Raw genomic sequence first — 18,973 nt, 5'->3', positions numbered from 1 at the left:
TTATCTCCGACGTTTTTTGTGTTTTGTGGGAGAAAATATTTTGCTTGATGGGAGAGTATTTTTGCTTGATGAGAGCAAAGTTTTTGGTGGATGATAATGAACTTTTGGGGTAATCGAATAATTTACGAGGAAATATTTGGAGTATTTTGAGGTGGAAACTGTGATTTTTTGCTCTCAAATGGGAGGGAAAGTGGAGAAGGAATCGAGGAGAGAAATTCACAACAAAATGAGGGTTAAAAATGGGGCTCTCGCGCGTGCGCGCACGCGCACATCCTGAAATTTGGCACTTTTTGCTTTCACAACCTTCACAAAATTGAGAATAAGAGGCAGTAAGTGAGGAGTTTATGAGGGTAATAGGAACAATGTTCGTGAAAGTGTGGTATTTGAGTGCTGGAAGGGAAGGAAAAAACCTGATTTTCGGAGGAAAGAAGACACGCTAGAAATAGCGCTTTTCGAGGTAGTTTTTGTGCGGTACTGTGAAGGTTGTGAAAGCAAAAAAATGGAAATCCCTGTTACGTACGCGCGCGTAGGGCTTAAACCCCAATCGGTCGTTAGACCGCAATAGTGCTAGTCGAAATTGAAAAGATCGCTTCCTGCCATTTTTCATTATCTTGTTGGCATCTTGTTGCTCGTTTGTTTTCGACGTAGCCCGCTACGCCTTCAAACTCACAATCAACCATCTGCTCAATAACCAAATAAAATCCGTTCAGTATCTAATGACCGATTGGGATTAAAACTGACTAGGGATTTTGCAGGACAAAAGGAAGGGGACTTAGAAATTCTAGACAGGAGCGAAAAGTAGCTTATGCGCGGTAGAGCAGATTTAGGGAAAAGGGAGAAGATACACAAGGCTCCGCAACGATGAGGTTACGGAGCCTTGTGTCGGAAATCTACAAATAGCCGAAATTAATGTGTTTTATAATCTAGGTATTGCAAAAATGGCGGTGTCTCAAAAAGTTTTGTCACTTTTTCGCCGATTTTTCACTCTTTGGGTCGATATGTACCCATATAAAGTAGGGGGTATGGTGAGGAAATAGGGAAGAAAGGGGGAAGGCTATTGAGGTTTCCAGCGATAGCAATTACCAGAGGAGAGCGAAATGCAGTTGAGCATCTCGAGTTCAAAAACGAGGGTATTGATTTTGGGGAGGTCAAAACCCGTGTGAAGCATGAGTTGTGAGAGCGTGCAACCATCGTTGTCTTGCAGCACACGCGCCATCAGTTGTTGGTCGGGTGTGAGTTGAGGTGCGAAAAGTTCGAGTTGCACTGGTGCATCGAGCTGAGCTGGTTCGATCCAGTTGAGCAGTTCGAGAACATCAGTGGCAGAGGTGACCAACTCCGCGCGACGTTGGCGAATGAGGTGCAAGCAACCTTCGCTAAACTTGTCGGTGGTTCGCCCAGGGAAGGCACACACCGTGCGGTTGTATTCGCCTGCTAAGCGCGCAGTGATGAGGGCACCGCCATGGTCAGCACTCTCGATGACGATGGTGGCATCTGCCATGCCAGCGACGATGCGATTGCGGCGGACGAAATTACCCGCAAAGGGGCGCACACCGCGTGGGTGCTCCGTGAGCAGACCGCCATTCTTCAACATTTCGCAGGCTGTGTTGCGATGAGCCGCAGGATAGATTTGATCCAGTCCATGCGCCAACACCCCGATGGTGGGGAGTTGTTGTTCCAAACAAGCCTTGTGCACATGCACATCCACGCCATAAGCCAGTCCGCTAACCACAAGCGTATCGGGAAACAAGCGCGCCAGTTCTTGGCAAAACATCCGGCAGAGGTCTTTTCCATAAGGGCTGATGCGACGCGTGCCTACGACGGAAAGCACGTGAGGAACATTCCATTCCGCTGAACCCCGATAGAAGAGCACCGCAGGCGCATCGGGGCAGTCTTTGAGCCGTTGCGGATAGTCGCTCGCGGTGATGGAAATGGGGCGGATGCCGTGTTCTTGACAAAACTCCCATTCCGCTTGCGCCTTCTGCAGCGCCTTTGCCCCTTTGGTGCGCAACAGGTGTATCACCTCTTGTTGAAAACTCGGGGCAAAATCAGCCAAAGCCACATCAGGTTGCTCAAAGATAAGTTGCGCATCGTTGGTTTGTCGCAACAAGGTGAGTGTCTTGTTTTGGGTGAGTCCTTCTAAAAGGGAGAGCGCAATGGTGTGTATCATAGTCATGGGAGCTAGAAGAAGGGAAAGGACAGGCGAGTAAGGGCAAGTTGATTCGTGCCGCTGTTTAGTCTTGGGGCGTAAGTCCGAAGAGCTGGCGCAGTTGTGGCCATGCCTCGGCAAGAGCCTGCATAGAGGGGAAGAGGAGATGCGCTCCTTCGTCTAAGAGCGCGCTTTCGGGCAGTGGACCCGTATTGACCGCAATGGTGAAAATGCCAGCTGCCACACCAGCGCGCACACCGAGAGGCGCGTTTTCCACCACGATGGCTTCCCAAGGTTGCACCCCAGCTTTCTCCAACCCCATGAGATATGGTTCAGGATCGGGTTTGCCGTGCTTCACATCCATCGACGACACAATGCGTTCGGGTGCGAAGATGCCAGGATAGTGTCGCGTGAGACGATCGAGCAAACTAGCTTGTCCGCTACCTGTGACTACCACGCGGGTGAGTTGATCGGCAGCAATTTGGTCGAGCAGTTCTTGTGCTCCCGGTATTTTAGGAGCCGTGGGAAAAGCGTTGAAAATTTCGCACTTGCGCTGATACACGCGTTCCACTTCTTCTGGGTTGGTGTCACGTCCGAATTGACGTTGTGTAAACACGTTGAGGGTAGTAAAGGCCGTGCGCCCTTCGTTCATGTAAATCTCTTGTTCTTCGATGTCGAAGCCAAATTCGTGACAAACCTGTGCCCATGACTTGGCGTGGGCAGGCATAGAGTCGAAAAGCACCCCATCCATGTCGAAGAGAGTGGCGCGGAGAGGGAGGAGAGTAGGGTATGCTTCGGTGGTAGTAGAGGAGTCTACATTCGTAGCCGATAGTTGAGATACAGATGCTTTGGCTTGTGTTAAGAAATCAGAGTGTTGCGCCCAATATCGGGCGATGGCTGAAGCGTAGATAGAAGACATGAAAAGAACCGTGTGCGAGAAATCAGTAGATAAAAGCAGCGACCCCACCTCACTCTTGGGGAGGACGGTGGGGTCGCAGTATAGTGATGGAAAATGAAACTTATTTCAGACGAGCTTGGATAGCTTCTGTTTCAGCTTCATAACCGGGTTTGCCGAGGAGCGCGAACATGTTCTTCTTGTAAGCCTCCACACCAGGTTGGTTGAAAGGATTGACATCGAGCAAGAGACCGCTCACACCGCAGGCACGCTCGAAGAAGTAGATGAGCTGACCGAGGTAGTATTCGTTGAGTTCGGGAAGCACCACACGCATGTTGGGCACACCGCCGTCTACGTGAGCGAGAAGCGTGCCGAGTTCAGCCATCTTGTTCACTTCGTCCACACGCTTACCCGTGAGGAAGTTGAGACCATCGAGGTTTTCTTCGTCGTGGGGGAAGAGCACTTTGTGGCGAGGATTTTCCACAGAAATCACCGTTTCAAAGATGCTGCGCTCACCTTCTTGAATCCATTGTCCCATGGAGTGGAGGTCGGTGGTGAAGTCTACGGCAGCAGGGAAGATGCCTACGCCATCCTTACCCTCACTTTCGCCATAAAGTTGCTTCCACCATTCGTTCATGAAGTGGAGCTTAGGCTGATAGTTGACGAGGATTTCGATCTTCTTGCCAGCGCGGTAGAGGGCGTTGCGGACAGCAGCGTATTGTGTAGCGATGTTATCGTCGGTGCTGCATTCCTTCTCCATGTCGGTGGCACCTTGCACGAGCGCGTCGATGTCGAAACCAGCGCAAGCGATGGGGAGCAAACCTACGGGAGTGAGGACAGAGAAGCGACCACCCACGTTGTCGGGGATGATGAACGAAGTGTAGCCTTCTTGGTTGGCAGTGATGCGAGCTGCACCTTTCTTAGCATCGGTAACGGCAACGATGACCTTGCGCGCTACTTCCTTGCCGCGTTGGTCTTCGCATTGCTTTTTGAGGAGGCGGAAAGCGAGAGCAGTTTCAGTGGTCGTACCACTCTTAGAGATGTTGATGACACCGAATTTGCGGCCTTTGAGATATTCGCAGAGTTCGAAGAGATAGTCTTCGCCGATGTTGTTACCAGCAAAGAGAATCACGGGATTTGAGCCGTCGTTGGTGAGCCACTCAAATTGGTTGCCGAGTGCTTCAATCACGGCGCGTGCACCGAGGTAAGAACCACCAATGCCGGCTACGACGATGGTGTCGCAGTTTTCGCGCAAAGTTTGTGCGCAAGCCTTGATTTCTCCCAAGAATTCGGGAGTGATGCTTGAGGGAAGGTGCATCCAACCGAGGAAGTCATTGCCAGGGCAGGTTTGTTCTTCAAGTGCCTTCTGAGCGTCAGGTACGTTTGCGCTCACTTCATCGAGTGCACCAGCGGCGAGGAAAGAAGTGGCGTTGTTGATTTCTAAGCGAATAGATTTCATCTGAATGAATTTTATGAGGTGGGTGAGCGTGGTCGATGTGCCGCTCTCAACGAGGTAAGGAGCGACAGCGCAAGCACACGTTCGTTTGTTGCAACAAAATTACGAACTCCCTATGAAACAACCAAGGATTTCACAAAAAATGCCCTCTCCAGCCGAGAAGACTGAAGAGGGCGATGGGATAAAAAGCAAAGCTGCGCGAAGTGCAGGTGCTTATTTCTTAGGCACGCGCTTGAGTGTTTCGAGCACAAGACGCCAGTATTTTTCCACAGATGGGATGTTGCAACGCTCGTTGGGCGTGTGGGGCGACTGCAAAGTGGGGCCGAAGGAAACAACGTCCATGCCAGGGCAGTGGGTGAGGATGATGGAGCATTCCAAACCAGCGTGTACCACAGTGACTTTGGGGTCTTCGTTGAAGAGGTCCTTGTAAACCTCGGTCATGAGTTCCACGATTTCGCTCTTGGGCGAAGGTTGCCATGCGGGGTATGCGCCATCGGTGGTGACCTTCATGCCAGCCATAGAGAAACCAGCTTCGAGGGTGTCTACGCAATACTGGCGCATGGAGTCGGCACTAGAGCGCACGAGAACTTTGAAGAAGGCTTTGCCTTCGCCAATCTCAATGATTGCCAAGTTGCTTGATGTTTCTACGATGCGGGGAAGGTGGGGGATGAAACGCATCACGCCGTTGTGGCAAGAGAGGATGGCGTTGACCAAATTGTCTTGCACGGCTTCGGGCACGATGGCAGCAGGTATAGCTACTTCATTCACTTGGAGGGTGAGGTTAGGCTCGATGAGACCATATTCGTCGGTCAAGTCGGTGAGCCATTCTCCGAGCACCACTTCGCGCAATTCTGCTACATTCTCCTTGGGGAGGGTGAGCACTGCATGAGCATCGCGGGGGATGGCGTTGCGCATGTTGCCGCCTTTCCAAGAAGCCAAACGAGCTTCAAAGTTGGCAATGGCATCTGTGACGATGCGTGCCAAGAGTTTGTTGGCATTTCCACGACCTTCGTTGATTTCCAAACCAGAGTGTCCGCCACGGAGACCGCCAATCACGATTTCCACAGCTACATCTTCGGCATCGGGAGCCACTTCTTGGTATTCGAGCTCTGCGCTTAGGTTGATACCACCTGCTGAACCGGTCATCAATTCACCATGCACTTCGTTGTCAAGGTTCATGAGGATGTCGCCTTTCAAAAGACCGTCCTTCATGTAAGTCACCCCGTGCATGGTGGTTTCTTCGTCGGAGGTCATGAAGGCTTCGAGCGGTCCGTGAGGAATGGTGTCGTCTTCGAAGATGGCCATGATGGTGGCAATGGCCATACCGTCGTCTGCACCCAAAGTAGTGTTGCGCGCACGCACCCAATCTCCATCGATCCATGTTTCGATGGGGTCGGTTTCAAAATTATGGGGAGAGTCTGGTGTCTTTTGGGGCACCATGTCGGTGTGGCCTTGGAGGGTGATGGTCTTTCTATCTTCCATGCCAGGCGTAGCTGGCTTGTACATCAAGATATTTCCTGCATCATCGAGCGAGGCTTCAATGTTGCGTTCGGCAGCCCATTGGAGGAGAAACTGTTGAATCTTTTCCAAGTGTCCAGAAGGGCGAGGCACTTGGGTGAGGAGATGGAAGTTGCGCCAGATAGCTTCGGGCTGCAATTTGAGAATTTCGCTCATAAGTGATAGGTATTAAGAGAGTTCGTTCGAAGTGTGGTGTGAACGCGCTCTCAGATTTAGAGAGTTTTCTTTAGGTTGAAAAGGTCTGCCCAACCCACAGCTCCCATGAGGATGACAAGAGCAGTTTGAATCGTATGAACGACTAGGGCAAACAATACGGCAGGAGCTTGCGCCACGCCATAAAGTACGAGCATGGTCTTTACGGCGAAGTGCCAAGGACCGGCACCATTGGGAGTGGGTACTAGTACGGCAAAAGTGCCTGCGCTGAAGCTGAGTAATCCTGCCATGATGTCTATGTGACTGGTGCTCTCATAAGCAAAAAAGGCAAGATAGAAGTGTAAAAAATAGCCAACCCAAATACCGATGCTATAGAGCAGATAAAGTGGAAGTTGGCGCAAGTGGCGCAGTGAGGATAGGCCATCTAGGAAACCGCGCATCTTGTCTTTGCCTCGTTGGAAGAAGGGCACTTTTGCCAGTAGGAAGATGGCAAATCCAATGCCGACAATGATGCAAATGGCTGTGACGATGTAGCCTGTGGAGGTGAATTGCGCCAAGATGTCGTGTGCATTGGTACCTGTCGACTGCAAGAAAGACAAAAATTGTGGCAATTGCAAGCAGAGGGCAAGCACTGCAATGAGGAGCATCAAGAGGGCATCTATCATACGTTCTGCCACCACCGTGCCGAGAGCTTTAGAAAAGGAAGTGCCCGCATAGTTCTTCAAGGTGCCACAACGAGTGATTTCTCCTACTCGGGGGATGACAAGGCTCGCTGCATAGGACACGAAGATGGCATCAATGCAAATGCGAGTGGGGGGCTGTTCTTGTAGTGGCTGTAATGCAATCTTCCAGCGCAGTGCGCGAAGCACCAGGGGCACAATGCCAAAGAGCAGTGAGATGAACATCCATCCCCAGTGCGTGGCTTGGAGCATTGTGAGCACGCTTTTCCAGTCGAGTTCGCGGTACATCCACCACAATATGCCTATGCTGAAGACAAAAGGCAATAGAATCTTGAATATGTTGAGGAGTTGCTTCACTCGAATCGGAGTTTTTTTGTATTTTTGCGGTAGCAGCGCATCTTATAATACAATCATTGTGTAAGATTTCGCCAGCGATGCTTTTACAAGGGAGCTTGATGGAGGATGTAACCTAATGATGTTTAGCTGCCCTGCTACCGCAAAAATACAAATTATTTCGTAGAATGAAATCAGTACGCCCGAAAAAATTCCTAGGACAGCATTTTTTGAAAGACCTGAATGTGGCACGTGCCATCGCTGACACGGTGGATGCTTGTCCCGATCTCCCTATTCTTGAAGTGGGGCCTGGTATGGGTGTGCTCACGCAATACCTTCTGCCGAAAGAACGTGAGGTGAAAGTGGCTGAGATTGACTTTGAGAGTGTGGCTTACCTTCGAGAGGCTTATCCACAGCTCGAAGCCGATGGCATCATTGAGGACGATTTCTTGAAAATGCACCTCGAACATGTCTTTGAAGGTCGTTCGTTTGTGCTCACTGGTAACTATCCTTATAATATTTCGAGCCAGATTTTCTTCAAAATGCTCGACTATCGCCACCTCATCCCTTGTTGCACAGGCATGATTCAGAAAGAAGTGGCAGAGCGTCTTGCGGCTAAACCAGGCAATAAGACGTATGGCATTTTGAGTGTCTTGGTGCAGTTGTGGTATGACGTGGAATATCTCTTCACTGTCGAACCAGGGGTGTTCAATCCTCCTCCTAAGGTAAAGAGTGCTGTGGTGCGTATGACCCGCAACAATGTGGAAGACTGCGGTTGCGATGAGCGTTTGCTTCGCCGTGTGGTGAAGACAGCGTTTAATCAACGTCGCAAGATGATGCGCGGAAGTCTCAAACCGCTCTTTGCGCAACTCAATGCGGAGCGTAACTGCGGCCGCGATCATGCTGAGTTTCTCGCACAACCACTTTTGACGAAACGTCCTGAGCAACTTTCTGTTGCGGAGTTTGTGCAGTTGACCAACGATATTGCCGCTGAAATGGCGCGATAGGAGGTAGAGATTCTGTGCTTTTTACAAGCTACTAATGTCTTGACGGTAGACTCTCGTTTATCTTGATTGTAGACTATTGTAGACTCTCGTTCAATAGCAGCAGCTGTTGTCGCTTCAATAAAATAAGTTGAGCAGTTTATCATAAAAAAAATAGAGTGATTTAAGCTCGAAAGAAGAGCAGTTTATTTTCAATTAGGCTGTTTTTTCCCAATAACAAATATGATTTATCCCGTTTTTCTCAAAACTATTTTGCGCACCACCAACACCGAGGGCGAGCACGATGAGATTCGCTACGAAGGTCGCGCTATGGCTGCGCTTCGTGAGAACGGCACTTGGTCGGTGCGTTACACTGATGCAGAGAATCACGGACAAACTGCGATCCAAGGCGCAGATCTATGGGTGTCAGTATCGAGAGATGGCGACACGAAGTCGCGACTCCTCTTTCGAGTGGGCGATCTTTTGGAGAGTATATACAAGACTCCACAAGGGGAGTTTGCCATGTCTACACAAACCACCTTCTTACATCAAGAAGTGACGGAAGCGCAGGCAGAAGTGCAGGTGCATTATGAACTTTACCTCTCTGGAAGTCTCGTCACCACCAATGAATTGACCCTGACTTGGTCGCCCCTTCCCACGAAATAGTCCATCATAACCTAAATATTCTCTCTTATGACTACGATACAAGAATATATCGCCGCCAATGAACCGCGGTTTCTCGAAGAACTTTTCTCGCTCATCCGCATTCCCAGCATCAGTGCACATCCCGAACGCAAAGGCGACATAGAGCGTTGTGCTGTTCGTTGGCAAGAATTACTCACCGAAGCGGGGGCAGAAAACGTACAGGTGATTCCTGCCGAGGGAAACCCTTTTGTTTATGGTGAGAAAATCGTAGACCCTTCAGCTCCTACGGTGTTGGTGTATGGACACTATGACGTGATGCCTGCCGAACCTCTTGAACTTTGGCACTCCGATCCCTTTGAACCCGAGATTCGCGATGGCCACATTTGGGCACGCGGAGCCGATGATGACAAAGGACAGTCGTTCACGCAGGTAAAAGCCTTTGAATATCTGGTGAAGCACGACCTCTTGCGCCATAATGTCAAGTTTATTCTTGAGGGAGAAGAAGAAATCGGTAGCCCCTCTCTCGTGGGGTTCTTGGAGGCGCATCGCGATCTCCTGCGTAGCGACATCATTTTGGTGAGCGATACCTCCATGTTGGCTGCCAATCTTCCTTCACTCACCACGGGACTTCGTGGCTTAGCCTACTGGCAAATCGAAGTCACTGGCCCTAATCGTGACCTGCACTCCGGACACTTCGGAGGAGCTGTTGCCAATCCAGCCCTCGTGCTCTGCGAACTTCTTGCCAAGATGGTGGATGAGGATGGACGCATCACCATTCCTGGATTCTACGACGATGTAGAAGAACTTTCAGCCGAAGAGCGCACTATGATTGCTTCCATACCTTTTGATGAAGAAGCCTATAAAAAGTCTATCGATGTAGCAGAAGTGCGTGGTGAAAAGGGATATTCTACCATCGAACGCAATGCTTGTCGTCCTAGCTTCGACATCTGTGGCATGTGGAGCGGTTACCAAGGAGAAGGTTCCAAAACAGTGCTGCCTTCCAAAGCCTATGCCAAGGTGAGTTGTCGTTTGGTTCCTCACCAAAAGCACGAGAAAATCCAACAGCTCTTCATTGATTATGTGGAAAGTCTTGCACCTAAATCGGTGAAAATCAAAGTGACTCCCATGCACGGTGGCGAAGGTTATGTTTGCCCCATCACACTTCCCGCTTATAAAGCAGCAGAAGAAGGGTTCACCGAAGCCTTTGGCAAGCGACCACTTGCTGTGCGCCGTGGTGGAAGTATCCCTATCATCAGCGAGTTTGAGCGCGTGCTCGGAGTGAAAACCATCTTGATGGGCTTCGGACTTGAGAGCAACGCCATTCACTCTCCCAATGAAAACTTCAGTCTCGACATTTTCCGTAAAGCCATTGCAGCCGTGGCAGGTTTCCACCTCCACTACAAAGGCTAATCATGTTTGCAGCAAGGAGGATGCCCCTTTTCGTGAGGAGCTTCCTCCTTCGTTGCGCTAGATTCTTCCCAACACTAAAAACTCAAATTGCGTATATCGTTAATGATTTCTCCTCGAAAAACACTGAAATTCTTAGGCATTATCCTGGCCATCTTGTTGGGCTTGATATTGTTGCCCATCCTTGCACTCTATCTTCCTCCCGTGCAGCGGTGGGCTGTGGAACGTGTGTCTAGCTCTCTGGAGGAATCCATGGGAGTGAAGGTCAAAGTGGATGAAGTGCGACTTACTCCCTTCCTCAATTTAGATGTACAAGGCATGATTGCGCAAGATCGTGAAAATGACACTCTTCTTGCGACTGACCACTTGCATCTCGATGTGGCTTTTTGGCCGTTGCTAGATGGACGAGCCGATGTCGAAGGGTTTGGTTTGAAAGGTGCGCGCATCAACTCCAAGACCCTCATCCCCGATGTGGGAGTGAAAGGTCGCATCCAGTCTTTTTCTGCCGAGGCAAAAGGAGTAGACTGGAAGCAAAGCATCTTCACGCTCAATCGTGCTCATTTAGATGGAGCGGATCTCACCGTTGCGCTTGCTGATACAGCCCAAAAAGATACAGCCTCCAAGCCTGTGGTTTGGGTGGTTGATTTGCAAGATCTTCATATACAGCGGAGCAGGGTAGCCTTATCCATGCCTGGAGATAGTTCTCATCTAGCAGTTTCTTTGCAGGATGCTCGCATGGCAAAGGGACATTTCGACCTGGGAAAGAAAGACTATCGTGTGCAATCTCTCACCCTCTCTCAAGGAACAGCCAGCATGAACATGACGCGCCGTCCATTGCCAGCCGATGCACTTTTTGATCTTACAGGGATAGACCTCAAAGCTAGCGGAGTGAGCTACGATGCACAAGGACGTTTTTTGGCCAATGTGCAGCATCTTTCGTTGCGAGAAGGACAACATGACCTCTATTTGACACATTTAGGAGGTAAAATAGAAGGAGACACCACATGGGTAAGTCTTCCCAATCTGCGTGTGGCAACCCCTAATTCTCAACTCACCGCCTCACTCGTAGCCGATTTCTCTGCTTTCCGACCTGCTGGAAAGGGACGTTTCTCACTCAAGGCTCAAGCCAGTGTAGGTATGATAGACGTGCTCTCGGCTATGAAACCGCACATATCTACGGCACAACATCGACAAATAGCCGATATGAGTCGGAAACTATTGGGAGGCAACCCCATCGAAATGCAGCTCGATGCTGAAGGCAATATGCGCCATCTTGCCGTGCAGCGAGCTACTATGGGAGTGGCAGGTTTGGCGCGTATAGCAGCAGATGGGTTTGTGCGTAATGCCATGGAGAAAAACCGCAGCGGAGCTTTCCACTTCTCCCTCAATTCACAGTCCTCTCAGCGCATCCGTCCGTTGCTCCCCCCCGATTTAGCCCAGACTTTCCATCTTCCTGATGGACTTTCTGCTTTAGGACATCTACAATTCAATGGTGCCAACTATCGCACCAATGCCACCTTCCAGCACGCGCAAGGTCAAATCAATGCACGTGCCTCGGTCAATACCGATACAGAGCGTTACGATGCAGAAGTCGATGTGCGCAATTTCCCCCTGCATCATTTCATAAAGGATCAACCTCTCAGTCCCTTTACAGGAAGTTTCGGCGTGCACGGACAAGGATTTGCGCCACTAGCCATGCGCACCAATCTTCAGGCCACAGCAGACATTCGCTGTTTCCGTTATGATCGCTATCCCCTCGATGGTATCCGCTTGAAAGGTTCACTCCGCGGCACCCACGCTTTGGTGGACTTTTCTGCACATAACCCCCTTATCGAAGGACGTGGCAGCATAGACGCTCAACTCAATCGCCGCTATGCCGCAGCTGTAGATGTCCAACTTGACAAGCTCGACCTGCGCCGTCTCACTGGCATGGAAGACACCCTTACATTTGGTGCTAGCTTTAAGGGTAATTTTGAAGCAACCCCCGATATGAAGCGCATGATGGCTAAAGGATCCATGCGCCACCTTCGTCTGATTGCTCCAGAGCGCGCCATTTTAGCTCGCGACATAGATTTCAAATTCCGTTCTCAGCCTGACACCACAACGTTGCAGGCCTATTCTGGCGACATGCTCCTCGACTTCTCCGCTCGAGGAGGCTTAGAACAGATAGGCAAAAAGGGAGGAGAACTGGCGAAGGTGGTGCAAGCTCAATTGAAGCACCGCAGCATTGATCAGTTGTCTTTGAGAAAGCAGCTTCCCAACATGGCTCTTCATGTAGTGGGTGGTCACAATAATATCATCAGCAATCTTTTGCGCTATCTTCATTACGAAGTTTCCACCTTTAAGCTCCATCTAGATGCCAATGCTCGAGAAGGAGTCAATGGTCACCTTGCTGTGGGACAACTCAAACATGGAGCTCTCGTCATCGACACCATCCACGGAACACTACAGCATATAGAAGATCGTTTGCATTTTTCTGCAACCGTCCACAATGACAAGCGCAAAAATCCCAATCCTTTCACGGCAACTCTGCAGAGTAGCCTTTTAGAGCATGGTGTTAAAGCCGAGGTTACTTTCACCGATGCTAATAATAAAAAAGGACTCCAACTGGGTGCTCAGGTAGAAATGGCAGAAGGTGGTACGCGTGTCCATCTCACCCCAGAGAAAGCCATAGTGGCCTATCGTGAGTTCATCATCAATCCCGATAACTTCGTGTTCTGGGGCGATGATCGCCGTTTGAAAGCCAACGTCAGTTTGTTGGCAGATGATGGCACCTCTCTGATGCTGCATGCTGAAGAACCCGATAGTATCTATAATAACGATATTTCTGTAGAAATCAATCGTCTCAATCTCGGCGAACTAGCTAGCGTGATGCCCTATCTACCTCCTGTGAGTGGTATACTCAATGCCGATTTCCACATCGTTGAGCAGGACAAACAATTCTCTGCTGTGGGTATGGCCGAGGCGCGTAAGTTTGCCTATCAAGGAGTCGAGATGGGAAATCTAGGAGCCGAATTATCCTATCAACCCACGAAAGATGGTGATCACAAAGCCGATGTATTCATCACGTTTAATGGTACTGAAGTCGCTGAGGCCTCAGGCACTTATTATGCGAAAGGTGAAGGTTCTTTTGCTGGTAATGTAAAGCTCAAGTCGCTACCTCTCAGCATGATGGATGCCTTCCTCGAAGGTACACAAACCAAGATGAAAGGTGCACTCAATGGAGAGCTGACCATTGTCGGTACGGCCGATAAACCAGTGGTCAATGGCACGCTCACTTTTGATAAAGCCCATCTTTATAGCCATGTCTATGGAGTCGATCTCACACTAGCCTCCCAACCCGTGGAGATTCACAACTCCTTGATCCAACTGAAAGACTTTGCCCTCACTACTGCCGATGGAAGTCCGCTTAAAATGTCTGGAGTTATCAACATGGAACGTCCAGAAGCGGTGTTCCTCAATATCGACATGATTGCGAAAAACTTCCCCGTCATCGACACGAAGCGTAAGCGTGAGTCGTTGGTCTATGGCAAAGTTCTCACCAACTTTGCAGCCAATATCTATGGCACGCCCTCTAAGATGACCGTGCGAGGTCTGCTCACCGTCTTAGATCAGACCGATGTGACCTATCTGCTCACCAATTCTCCCATCAGCAGTGGCAGTGATATTTCAGACTTGGTCACTTTCACAGACTTCTCCGACACCCTCACTGCTGTAGCTCCTGTGCAACAGCAGAATAATTCGAGCTTGAATGTCGCTCTTACCATTCGTCTACGTCAAGGAGCACGATTCCAATGCTTCCTCACCCCCAATGGTGATAGCTACGTTGATGTTTCGGGCGAAGGAAATCTAGAATTGCGCATGCCTCCAGAAGGAGAGATGCGAATCACTGGTCGTCTCACGCTCAATGAAGGCAAGATGAACTATGAGTTGCCCGTTATCCCCCTGCGCACCTTCACCCTCGCACCTGGCTCTTATGTAGAGTTTACAGGTAAGATGATGAATCCTACCCTCAACATCACAGCAACGGAGCGTTTGAAAAGCATCGTCACCGAGAATGACCATCAGCGTGCTGTCAACTTCGAAGCTGGTGTGAAAATCTCGCGTACACTTGAAGACATGGGCTTAGAGTTTATCATCGAAGCCCCTGAAGATTTGACCATCAAAAATCAGTTGGCTTCTATGACCACCGAGGAGCGTGGCAAAGCCGCAGTGGCTTTGCTCGCCACGGGCATGTACATCACCGACGACAACCTGTCCGTAGGTGGCTTTAAGGCCTCCAATGCGCTCAATGCCTTCTTGCAAAGCGAAATCCAGAATATCGCTGGTAAAGCCCTCTCGACGATAGACCTGTCGTTCGGCATGGAGAATGGGGTCAGTGCCTCTGGTGCTTCCACCACCGACTATTCGTTCCAGTTCTCCAAGCGTTTCTTGAACAATCGCATGCGAGTGGTCATCGGTGGTAAAGTCTCCTCTGGAGCTGATCAAACCAACACTGCCGAGTCTGTGATTGATAATATCTCGCTAGAGTATCGTCTCGATCCCAACAGCACTCGCTATGTGCGCCTCTTCTATGATCGCGATAGCCGAGATCCACTGGAAGGACAACTAATGAAGACGGGAGTAGGTCTAGTGATGCGCCGCAAATCCAATAGACTTGTAGATCTCTTCCTCTTCAAACCGCGCAAGACGTCGCCCATAGTCAAACCACAAAACACCTCTGCACAATGAGCTCGTTAGTGGTGTGTCCCCATCTTGCTTATTCTATATTCAACTAGATTATTATCGCTCATGATGCGAATCTCTTCTATACTCCTCAGTCTTCATCGCGCCCCCCAGTTCGTCTGGCGCGCCACGAAAGCCATGACACCGCTTTGTTTGGTGATCTTGGTGTTGCATGCCTGTTCCCTCACCGAAAAAGTTCCAGAGGGAGAACAGCTCTACACGGGCATCAAAAGCGTGACCTACCATCTTCCTTCTGCCAAAGCCAAGCGTGGACAACCGTCGAAGGCCACGGCAGACAGTGCTGGAGTCATCACTTCCATTGCTAATGCGGTGGAAGCTATAGATCGTGCGGTAAATGGAGCGACAAAGGCTCAGCCTTCTGTCGCAGAGTTGGAGCAACGCGACAGAAAATCGCTGAATACTGCTGAGCGCAAACTGCTAGAACACAAAGAGTCACAAGCTAAAGAAAACCTTGAAGCCATGCGCACTGAGGTAGAAGCAGTGCTTGCCTATGCACCCAATGGATCTCTCTTTGGCTCGTCCAAATATGTGAGTCCGTGGAAACCTGGTTTATGGGCTTATAACACCTTCGTCGATGCAGAAACATGGGTGGGAAAATGGTTATTTAAGGCCTTTGCCGAACCTCCTGTCCTCATTTCGACAGTGGCTCCTCAAATGCGTACTAAAGTAGCCGCAACCACATTGCGCAACTATGGTTATTTGCGTGGGAAAGTAGACTATAACGTCTTGACCAGCAGTAACCCTCTCAAAGCCAAACTATCCTACGATGTCACACCAGGCTTGCTTTTCTATCTCGATTCTATAGAATATCGGCACTTTGACCCCGTAGCTGATTCGCTATTGTCCCGCACTCGCCACAAGTCACTCTTGCGCAGAGGCAATCCCTTCAGCATTGCACAGCTTTCTGGGGAGCAATCGCGCATCGAATCATTGATGCGCAACAATGGCTACTATTTTTACACGGCAGCCACCACCACTTTTCAGGCGGACACCGTGCGCCAAACGGGATATGTGGACTTGCGTGTGCAACCTAATCCTAATCGTGCAGCCAACACGCGCCGTCCATGGCACATGGGTCACACCTACGTAGTGATTCGCGACAACCAAGATAGTCCACTCACTGGGCAACTCAAGCGTGAAGGCTACACCTATTTCTTCCCTGGGAAAAAGATACCCTTGCGTTCAGGACTGTGGCGCCGTTCTGTCTCCCACATTGAAGGAGAACGCTTCGCACTCTATGATCAAAAATCCACGCAAGAGCAACTCTATGCTTTAGGTCTTTTCTCGTCATTGGACATTGAGTATTATCCCCGCGACACCACTGCCACCTGCGACACGCTCGACATGCGCATCAACGCCACATTGGGCTATCCATTTGAGTCCGGGCTTGAGATGAATGCCACGCTCAAGAGCAATGACCAGGCCGGCCCTGGTATCAGCTACGAACTCTCTCGTCTCAATGCTTTTCGTGGAGCCGAAACGGTGGCTTGGAAAATCTTCGGGAGCTACGAATGGCAAATTGGTAAAGGGGCTTCTAGCAACAATAATAGTTTTGAATTGGGAACTCAGTTGAGCTTCAAGTTTCCTCGACTCATGATGCCTTGGTTCAATCCATCTGCGATGGGACGTCGCGCACGTCGTGCGCTCAAACTGGCTCGTGCCGAAGCAGCTGCCAATGGTCTGCCAGCCCCATTGCGCCTCAGTGATGTGCTCCCTCTCAATGGGACAACCACCTTTGCGCTCAATGCCGATTGGCGCAATCGTTCTAGTTTCTTCCAGTTCGTCACCTTCGGAGGAAACATGACCTATAAATGGTCACGTTCTTCTAATACACGTCACGAACTGTCACCCATCACCATCGAATACAACAGTACGCTCAACAAGACCGCCGTCTTCGACTCTATCACGCGTGCCAACCCTGCGCTTTACATCTCCATGCGCAATCAGTTTGTACCCTCTATCAGCTATCTCTTCACCTACAGTTCGCCAGCATCGGTGCGACACCCTTTCTGGTTACAGCTTTTTGTGAAGGAAGCGGGTAACGTCACCTCAGGACTCTACGCTCTTGCGGGCAAACCTTTTAGTCAAACTGATAAAGAGATGCTCGGTTCTCCCTTTGCTCAGTTTGTCAAGGCCACTGCCGAAATGCACTACACGCATCGCATCACCGATCGTTTCTCAGTGGCCACGAGAGCCTTTGCTGGTGCGGTCTACTCTTATGGCAATAGCACGCGCGCTCCCTTTGGTGATCAATTCTATGTAGGAGGTGCCAACAGTGTTCGTGCCTTTGGTGTGCGCACCATCGGGCCTGGTGGATACAATGCCCCGCACACCAACTATTCGTACATCGACCAAACAGGTGATTTCAAACTAGAGGCCAACGCAGAACTCCGTGCTCATTTGTTTGGATCCCTACACGGAGCCATATTCCTCGATGCAGGAAATGTGTGGTTGATGCGTCCCGATGCACAACGTCCGCAGTCGGAGCTCAATCTCTCTAATCTTCGCCGAGTAGCGGTTGGCACGGGGGTAGGACTGCGCTATGACATGCAATTCCTCGTGCTTCGATTCGACCTCGGCATCGGGCTTCACGCTCCATATCAGACTCAACGTAGCGGATTCTACAACATGAACTCGTTTCGTGAAAGCCTAGCGTTCCACTTCGCCATCGGCTATCCGTTCTAAGGAAAACCTGCTTACTGCACTTTTTCTACTATTCTTTAATCTTGCCCCCCTATCTATATATGGGTTCATAATGAGGCAAAGAATGAAAAATAGAGGAAAAAGTGCAGTTTTTTCTTTTGTTGTAGGTGAAATTGCTTTGTCTGATTAACAAAATTACGTGATTCTGCTTGTGACTTGCACATTCTCTTCCAGTATTAATCCCAAAGTGGTCATTAGATACTGAACAGATTTCATTGGATTGTTGAGAAGATGGCAGGAAGTTATCTTCTCTATAACGAATTGCACTATAACGGTCTAATGACCGATTTGGGTTTAGAGGGTAGGGCACAAGCTATGTCGGATGAAAGGCAAGGTCGCTTTCACTCCAGTTCTGCACCCCTTCGTTGGAGCTTTTTCCTCACGCGCGTGTGACACGCGCGCCTTCCCTGGGATTTAGCATTTTTTGCTTTCACAACCTTCACACCTTGCCTGCTGATGAGGGGATTTTCGTGAGGAAAAAGTGATAGTTTGAAAGGCGGTTTTTGTTCCGTGTAGTGCAGTGATGCACTCGTCGCTTCGTACTTCTTCGAGTGCACGAATAAAATCTCCGATGTTTTAGCTCCAATGTCGGAGTTTCTTTTAGAAACGTCCGAGATATCCCCCAAACACTCGGAGGTTCTTCTATATTTCTCAGACTTTCTCTCAATTTACTCGTAGCTTTTTCTGAGTTTATCGGCTTCTTTTTAGAAAACTCTCCAGGTTTTTCTTGTTATTTTATGAGCCTTTTTCCACAGCTTTTCTTCTGTTTTGCCGAAAGAGTGAGATTCTCGCCCTAAAAATCCCTCTTAATGTGTAGTCATTCAATACTTTACAAGGATTTTCTGTGAAGGTTGTGAAAGCAAAAAGTGCAAAATTGCTGTAGTGCGCGCGCACGCTCGCGCGTGAGGGATGGGAAAAACCTAAGAAAACTCTTACCCTTGCGGAATGCTCTGTAGCATGAAAGCTGATGAGTTTGAATTGTGCGCCCTATCTTCTGAGGACTTTGCTCACCAATTATCTGAGAACACGAAAAAACGCCACTTCCCCATGAGGGAGGTGGTGGTAAACGCAATATAAAAACAAGTATTGCTGTCCGATAAAAGTTTTTGGGTTAAAATATAAGGTTCAAATCCTCTTGCAGGATTTCAGGCTGTTTTGTTGCTTTCCCAGTTGCAAAAAAAACACTAGTAACATGATTAAAAGTACATATTTTACCGGACAGCCAGTCTATGGTCAGGTCATTAAATTGCTGGATAGAGCCAAAATTCAACAAGTTAGTCTCGAAACGCTAGGGAGCGAGCGTTATGT

The 18,973-nt window shown here is 49.5% G+C and carries 10 protein-coding genes; 5 read left to right on the top strand and 5 right to left on the bottom strand.

The window, feature by feature from the left end:
- Nucleotides 1-1,054: 1,054 nt before the first annotated feature.
- The 5 genes from dprA to HMPREF9999_RS05305 all read right to left on the bottom strand — a co-directional run bounded on the left by dprA (nt 1,055) and on the right by HMPREF9999_RS05305 (nt 7,205).
- On the bottom strand, nt 1,055-2,167 hold the full coding sequence (gene dprA / locus HMPREF9999_RS05325) for a DNA-processing protein DprA (RefSeq protein ID WP_052316482.1): 1,113 nt from the start codon (nt 2,165-2,167) through the stop codon (nt 1,055-1,057).
- A gap of 64 nt (nt 2,168-2,231) precedes the next feature.
- Complete coding sequence (locus HMPREF9999_RS05320; protein ID WP_009437438.1) at nt 2,232-3,065, bottom strand: HAD family hydrolase; 834 nt, start codon at nt 3,063-3,065, stop codon at nt 2,232-2,234.
- A gap of 100 nt (nt 3,066-3,165) precedes the next feature.
- A complete protein-coding gene (locus tag HMPREF9999_RS05315; protein ID WP_009437437.1) occupies nt 3,166-4,500 on the bottom strand; it encodes a glucose-6-phosphate isomerase in 1,335 nt (444 codons plus the stop codon).
- Nucleotides 4,501-4,710: 210 nt separating this feature from the next.
- Nucleotides 4,711-6,171, bottom strand: a complete 1,461-nt coding sequence (locus HMPREF9999_RS05310; protein WP_009437435.1) for an aminoacyl-histidine dipeptidase — start codon at nt 6,169-6,171, stop codon at nt 4,711-4,713.
- A 56-nt stretch (nt 6,172-6,227) separates the two neighbouring features.
- Nucleotides 6,228-7,205 carry a lysylphosphatidylglycerol synthase transmembrane domain-containing protein gene (locus HMPREF9999_RS05305; protein WP_009437434.1) on the bottom strand — a complete coding sequence of 326 codons (978 nt, stop codon included), beginning with the start codon at nt 7,203-7,205 and terminating at the stop codon, nt 6,228-6,230.
- A 164-nt stretch (nt 7,206-7,369) separates the two neighbouring features.
- On the opposite strand from HMPREF9999_RS05305, the gene rsmA reads away from it, so the two are divergent.
- The 5 genes from rsmA to HMPREF9999_RS05280 all read left to right on the top strand — a co-directional run bounded on the left by rsmA (nt 7,370) and on the right by HMPREF9999_RS05280 (nt 17,647).
- Nucleotides 7,370-8,188 carry a 16S rRNA (adenine(1518)-N(6)/adenine(1519)-N(6))-dimethyltransferase RsmA gene (gene rsmA / locus HMPREF9999_RS05300; RefSeq protein ID WP_009437433.1) on the top strand — a complete coding sequence of 273 codons (819 nt, stop codon included), beginning with the start codon at nt 7,370-7,372 and terminating at the stop codon, nt 8,186-8,188.
- 219 nt (nt 8,189-8,407) lie between these two features.
- Entirely contained in the window at nt 8,408-8,830 is a 423-nt protein-coding gene (locus HMPREF9999_RS05295; protein WP_009437432.1) for a DUF1934 domain-containing protein, read from the top strand.
- Between the two features lie 27 nt (nt 8,831-8,857).
- Nucleotides 8,858-10,219, top strand: coding sequence for a dipeptidase (locus HMPREF9999_RS05290; protein WP_009437431.1), 1,362 nt, complete (start codon nt 8,858-8,860; stop codon nt 10,217-10,219).
- 102 nt (nt 10,220-10,321) lie between these two features.
- Entirely contained in the window at nt 10,322-14,947 is a 4,626-nt protein-coding gene (locus tag HMPREF9999_RS05285; protein ID WP_009437430.1) for a translocation/assembly module TamB domain-containing protein, read from the top strand.
- 60 nt (nt 14,948-15,007) lie between these two features.
- Nucleotides 15,008-17,647, top strand: coding sequence for a BamA/TamA family outer membrane protein (locus HMPREF9999_RS05280; protein WP_009437429.1), 2,640 nt, complete (start codon nt 15,008-15,010; stop codon nt 17,645-17,647).
- Nucleotides 17,648-18,973 lie beyond the last annotated feature (1,326 nt).

This window comes from Alloprevotella sp. oral taxon 473 str. F0040 (assembly GCF_000318095.2).
In the GTDB taxonomy this organism is placed as follows: Bacteria; Bacteroidota; Bacteroidia; order Bacteroidales; family Bacteroidaceae; genus Alloprevotella.
The sequence above is the reverse complement of the archived record's forward strand: the minus strand, read 5'-3'. Positions and strand labels throughout refer to the sequence as shown.

What these genes read in the sequence shown, in the direction of transcription:
- dprA (WP_052316482.1), bottom strand. Translation starts at nt 2,167, where the DNA reads ATGATACACACCATTGCGCTCTCCCTTTTAGAAGGACTCACCCAAAAC.
- HMPREF9999_RS05320 (WP_009437438.1), bottom strand. Translation starts at nt 3,065, where the DNA reads ATGTCTTCTATCTACGCTTCAGCCATCGCCCGATATTGGGCGCAACAC.
- HMPREF9999_RS05315 (WP_009437437.1), bottom strand. Translation starts at nt 4,500, where the DNA reads ATGAAATCTATTCGCTTAGAAATCAACAACGCCACTTCTTTCCTCGCC.
- HMPREF9999_RS05310 (WP_009437435.1), bottom strand. Translation starts at nt 6,171, where the DNA reads ATGAGCGAAATTCTCAAATTGCAGCCCGAAGCTATCTGGCGCAACTTC.
- rsmA (WP_009437433.1), top strand. Translation starts at nt 7,370, where the DNA reads ATGAAATCAGTACGCCCGAAAAAATTCCTAGGACAGCATTTTTTGAAA.
- HMPREF9999_RS05295 (WP_009437432.1), top strand. Translation starts at nt 8,408, where the DNA reads ATGATTTATCCCGTTTTTCTCAAAACTATTTTGCGCACCACCAACACC.
- HMPREF9999_RS05290 (WP_009437431.1), top strand. Translation starts at nt 8,858, where the DNA reads ATGACTACGATACAAGAATATATCGCCGCCAATGAACCGCGGTTTCTC.
- HMPREF9999_RS05285 (WP_009437430.1), top strand. Translation starts at nt 10,322, where the DNA reads ATGATTTCTCCTCGAAAAACACTGAAATTCTTAGGCATTATCCTGGCC.
- HMPREF9999_RS05280 (WP_009437429.1), top strand. Translation starts at nt 15,008, where the DNA reads ATGATGCGAATCTCTTCTATACTCCTCAGTCTTCATCGCGCCCCCCAG.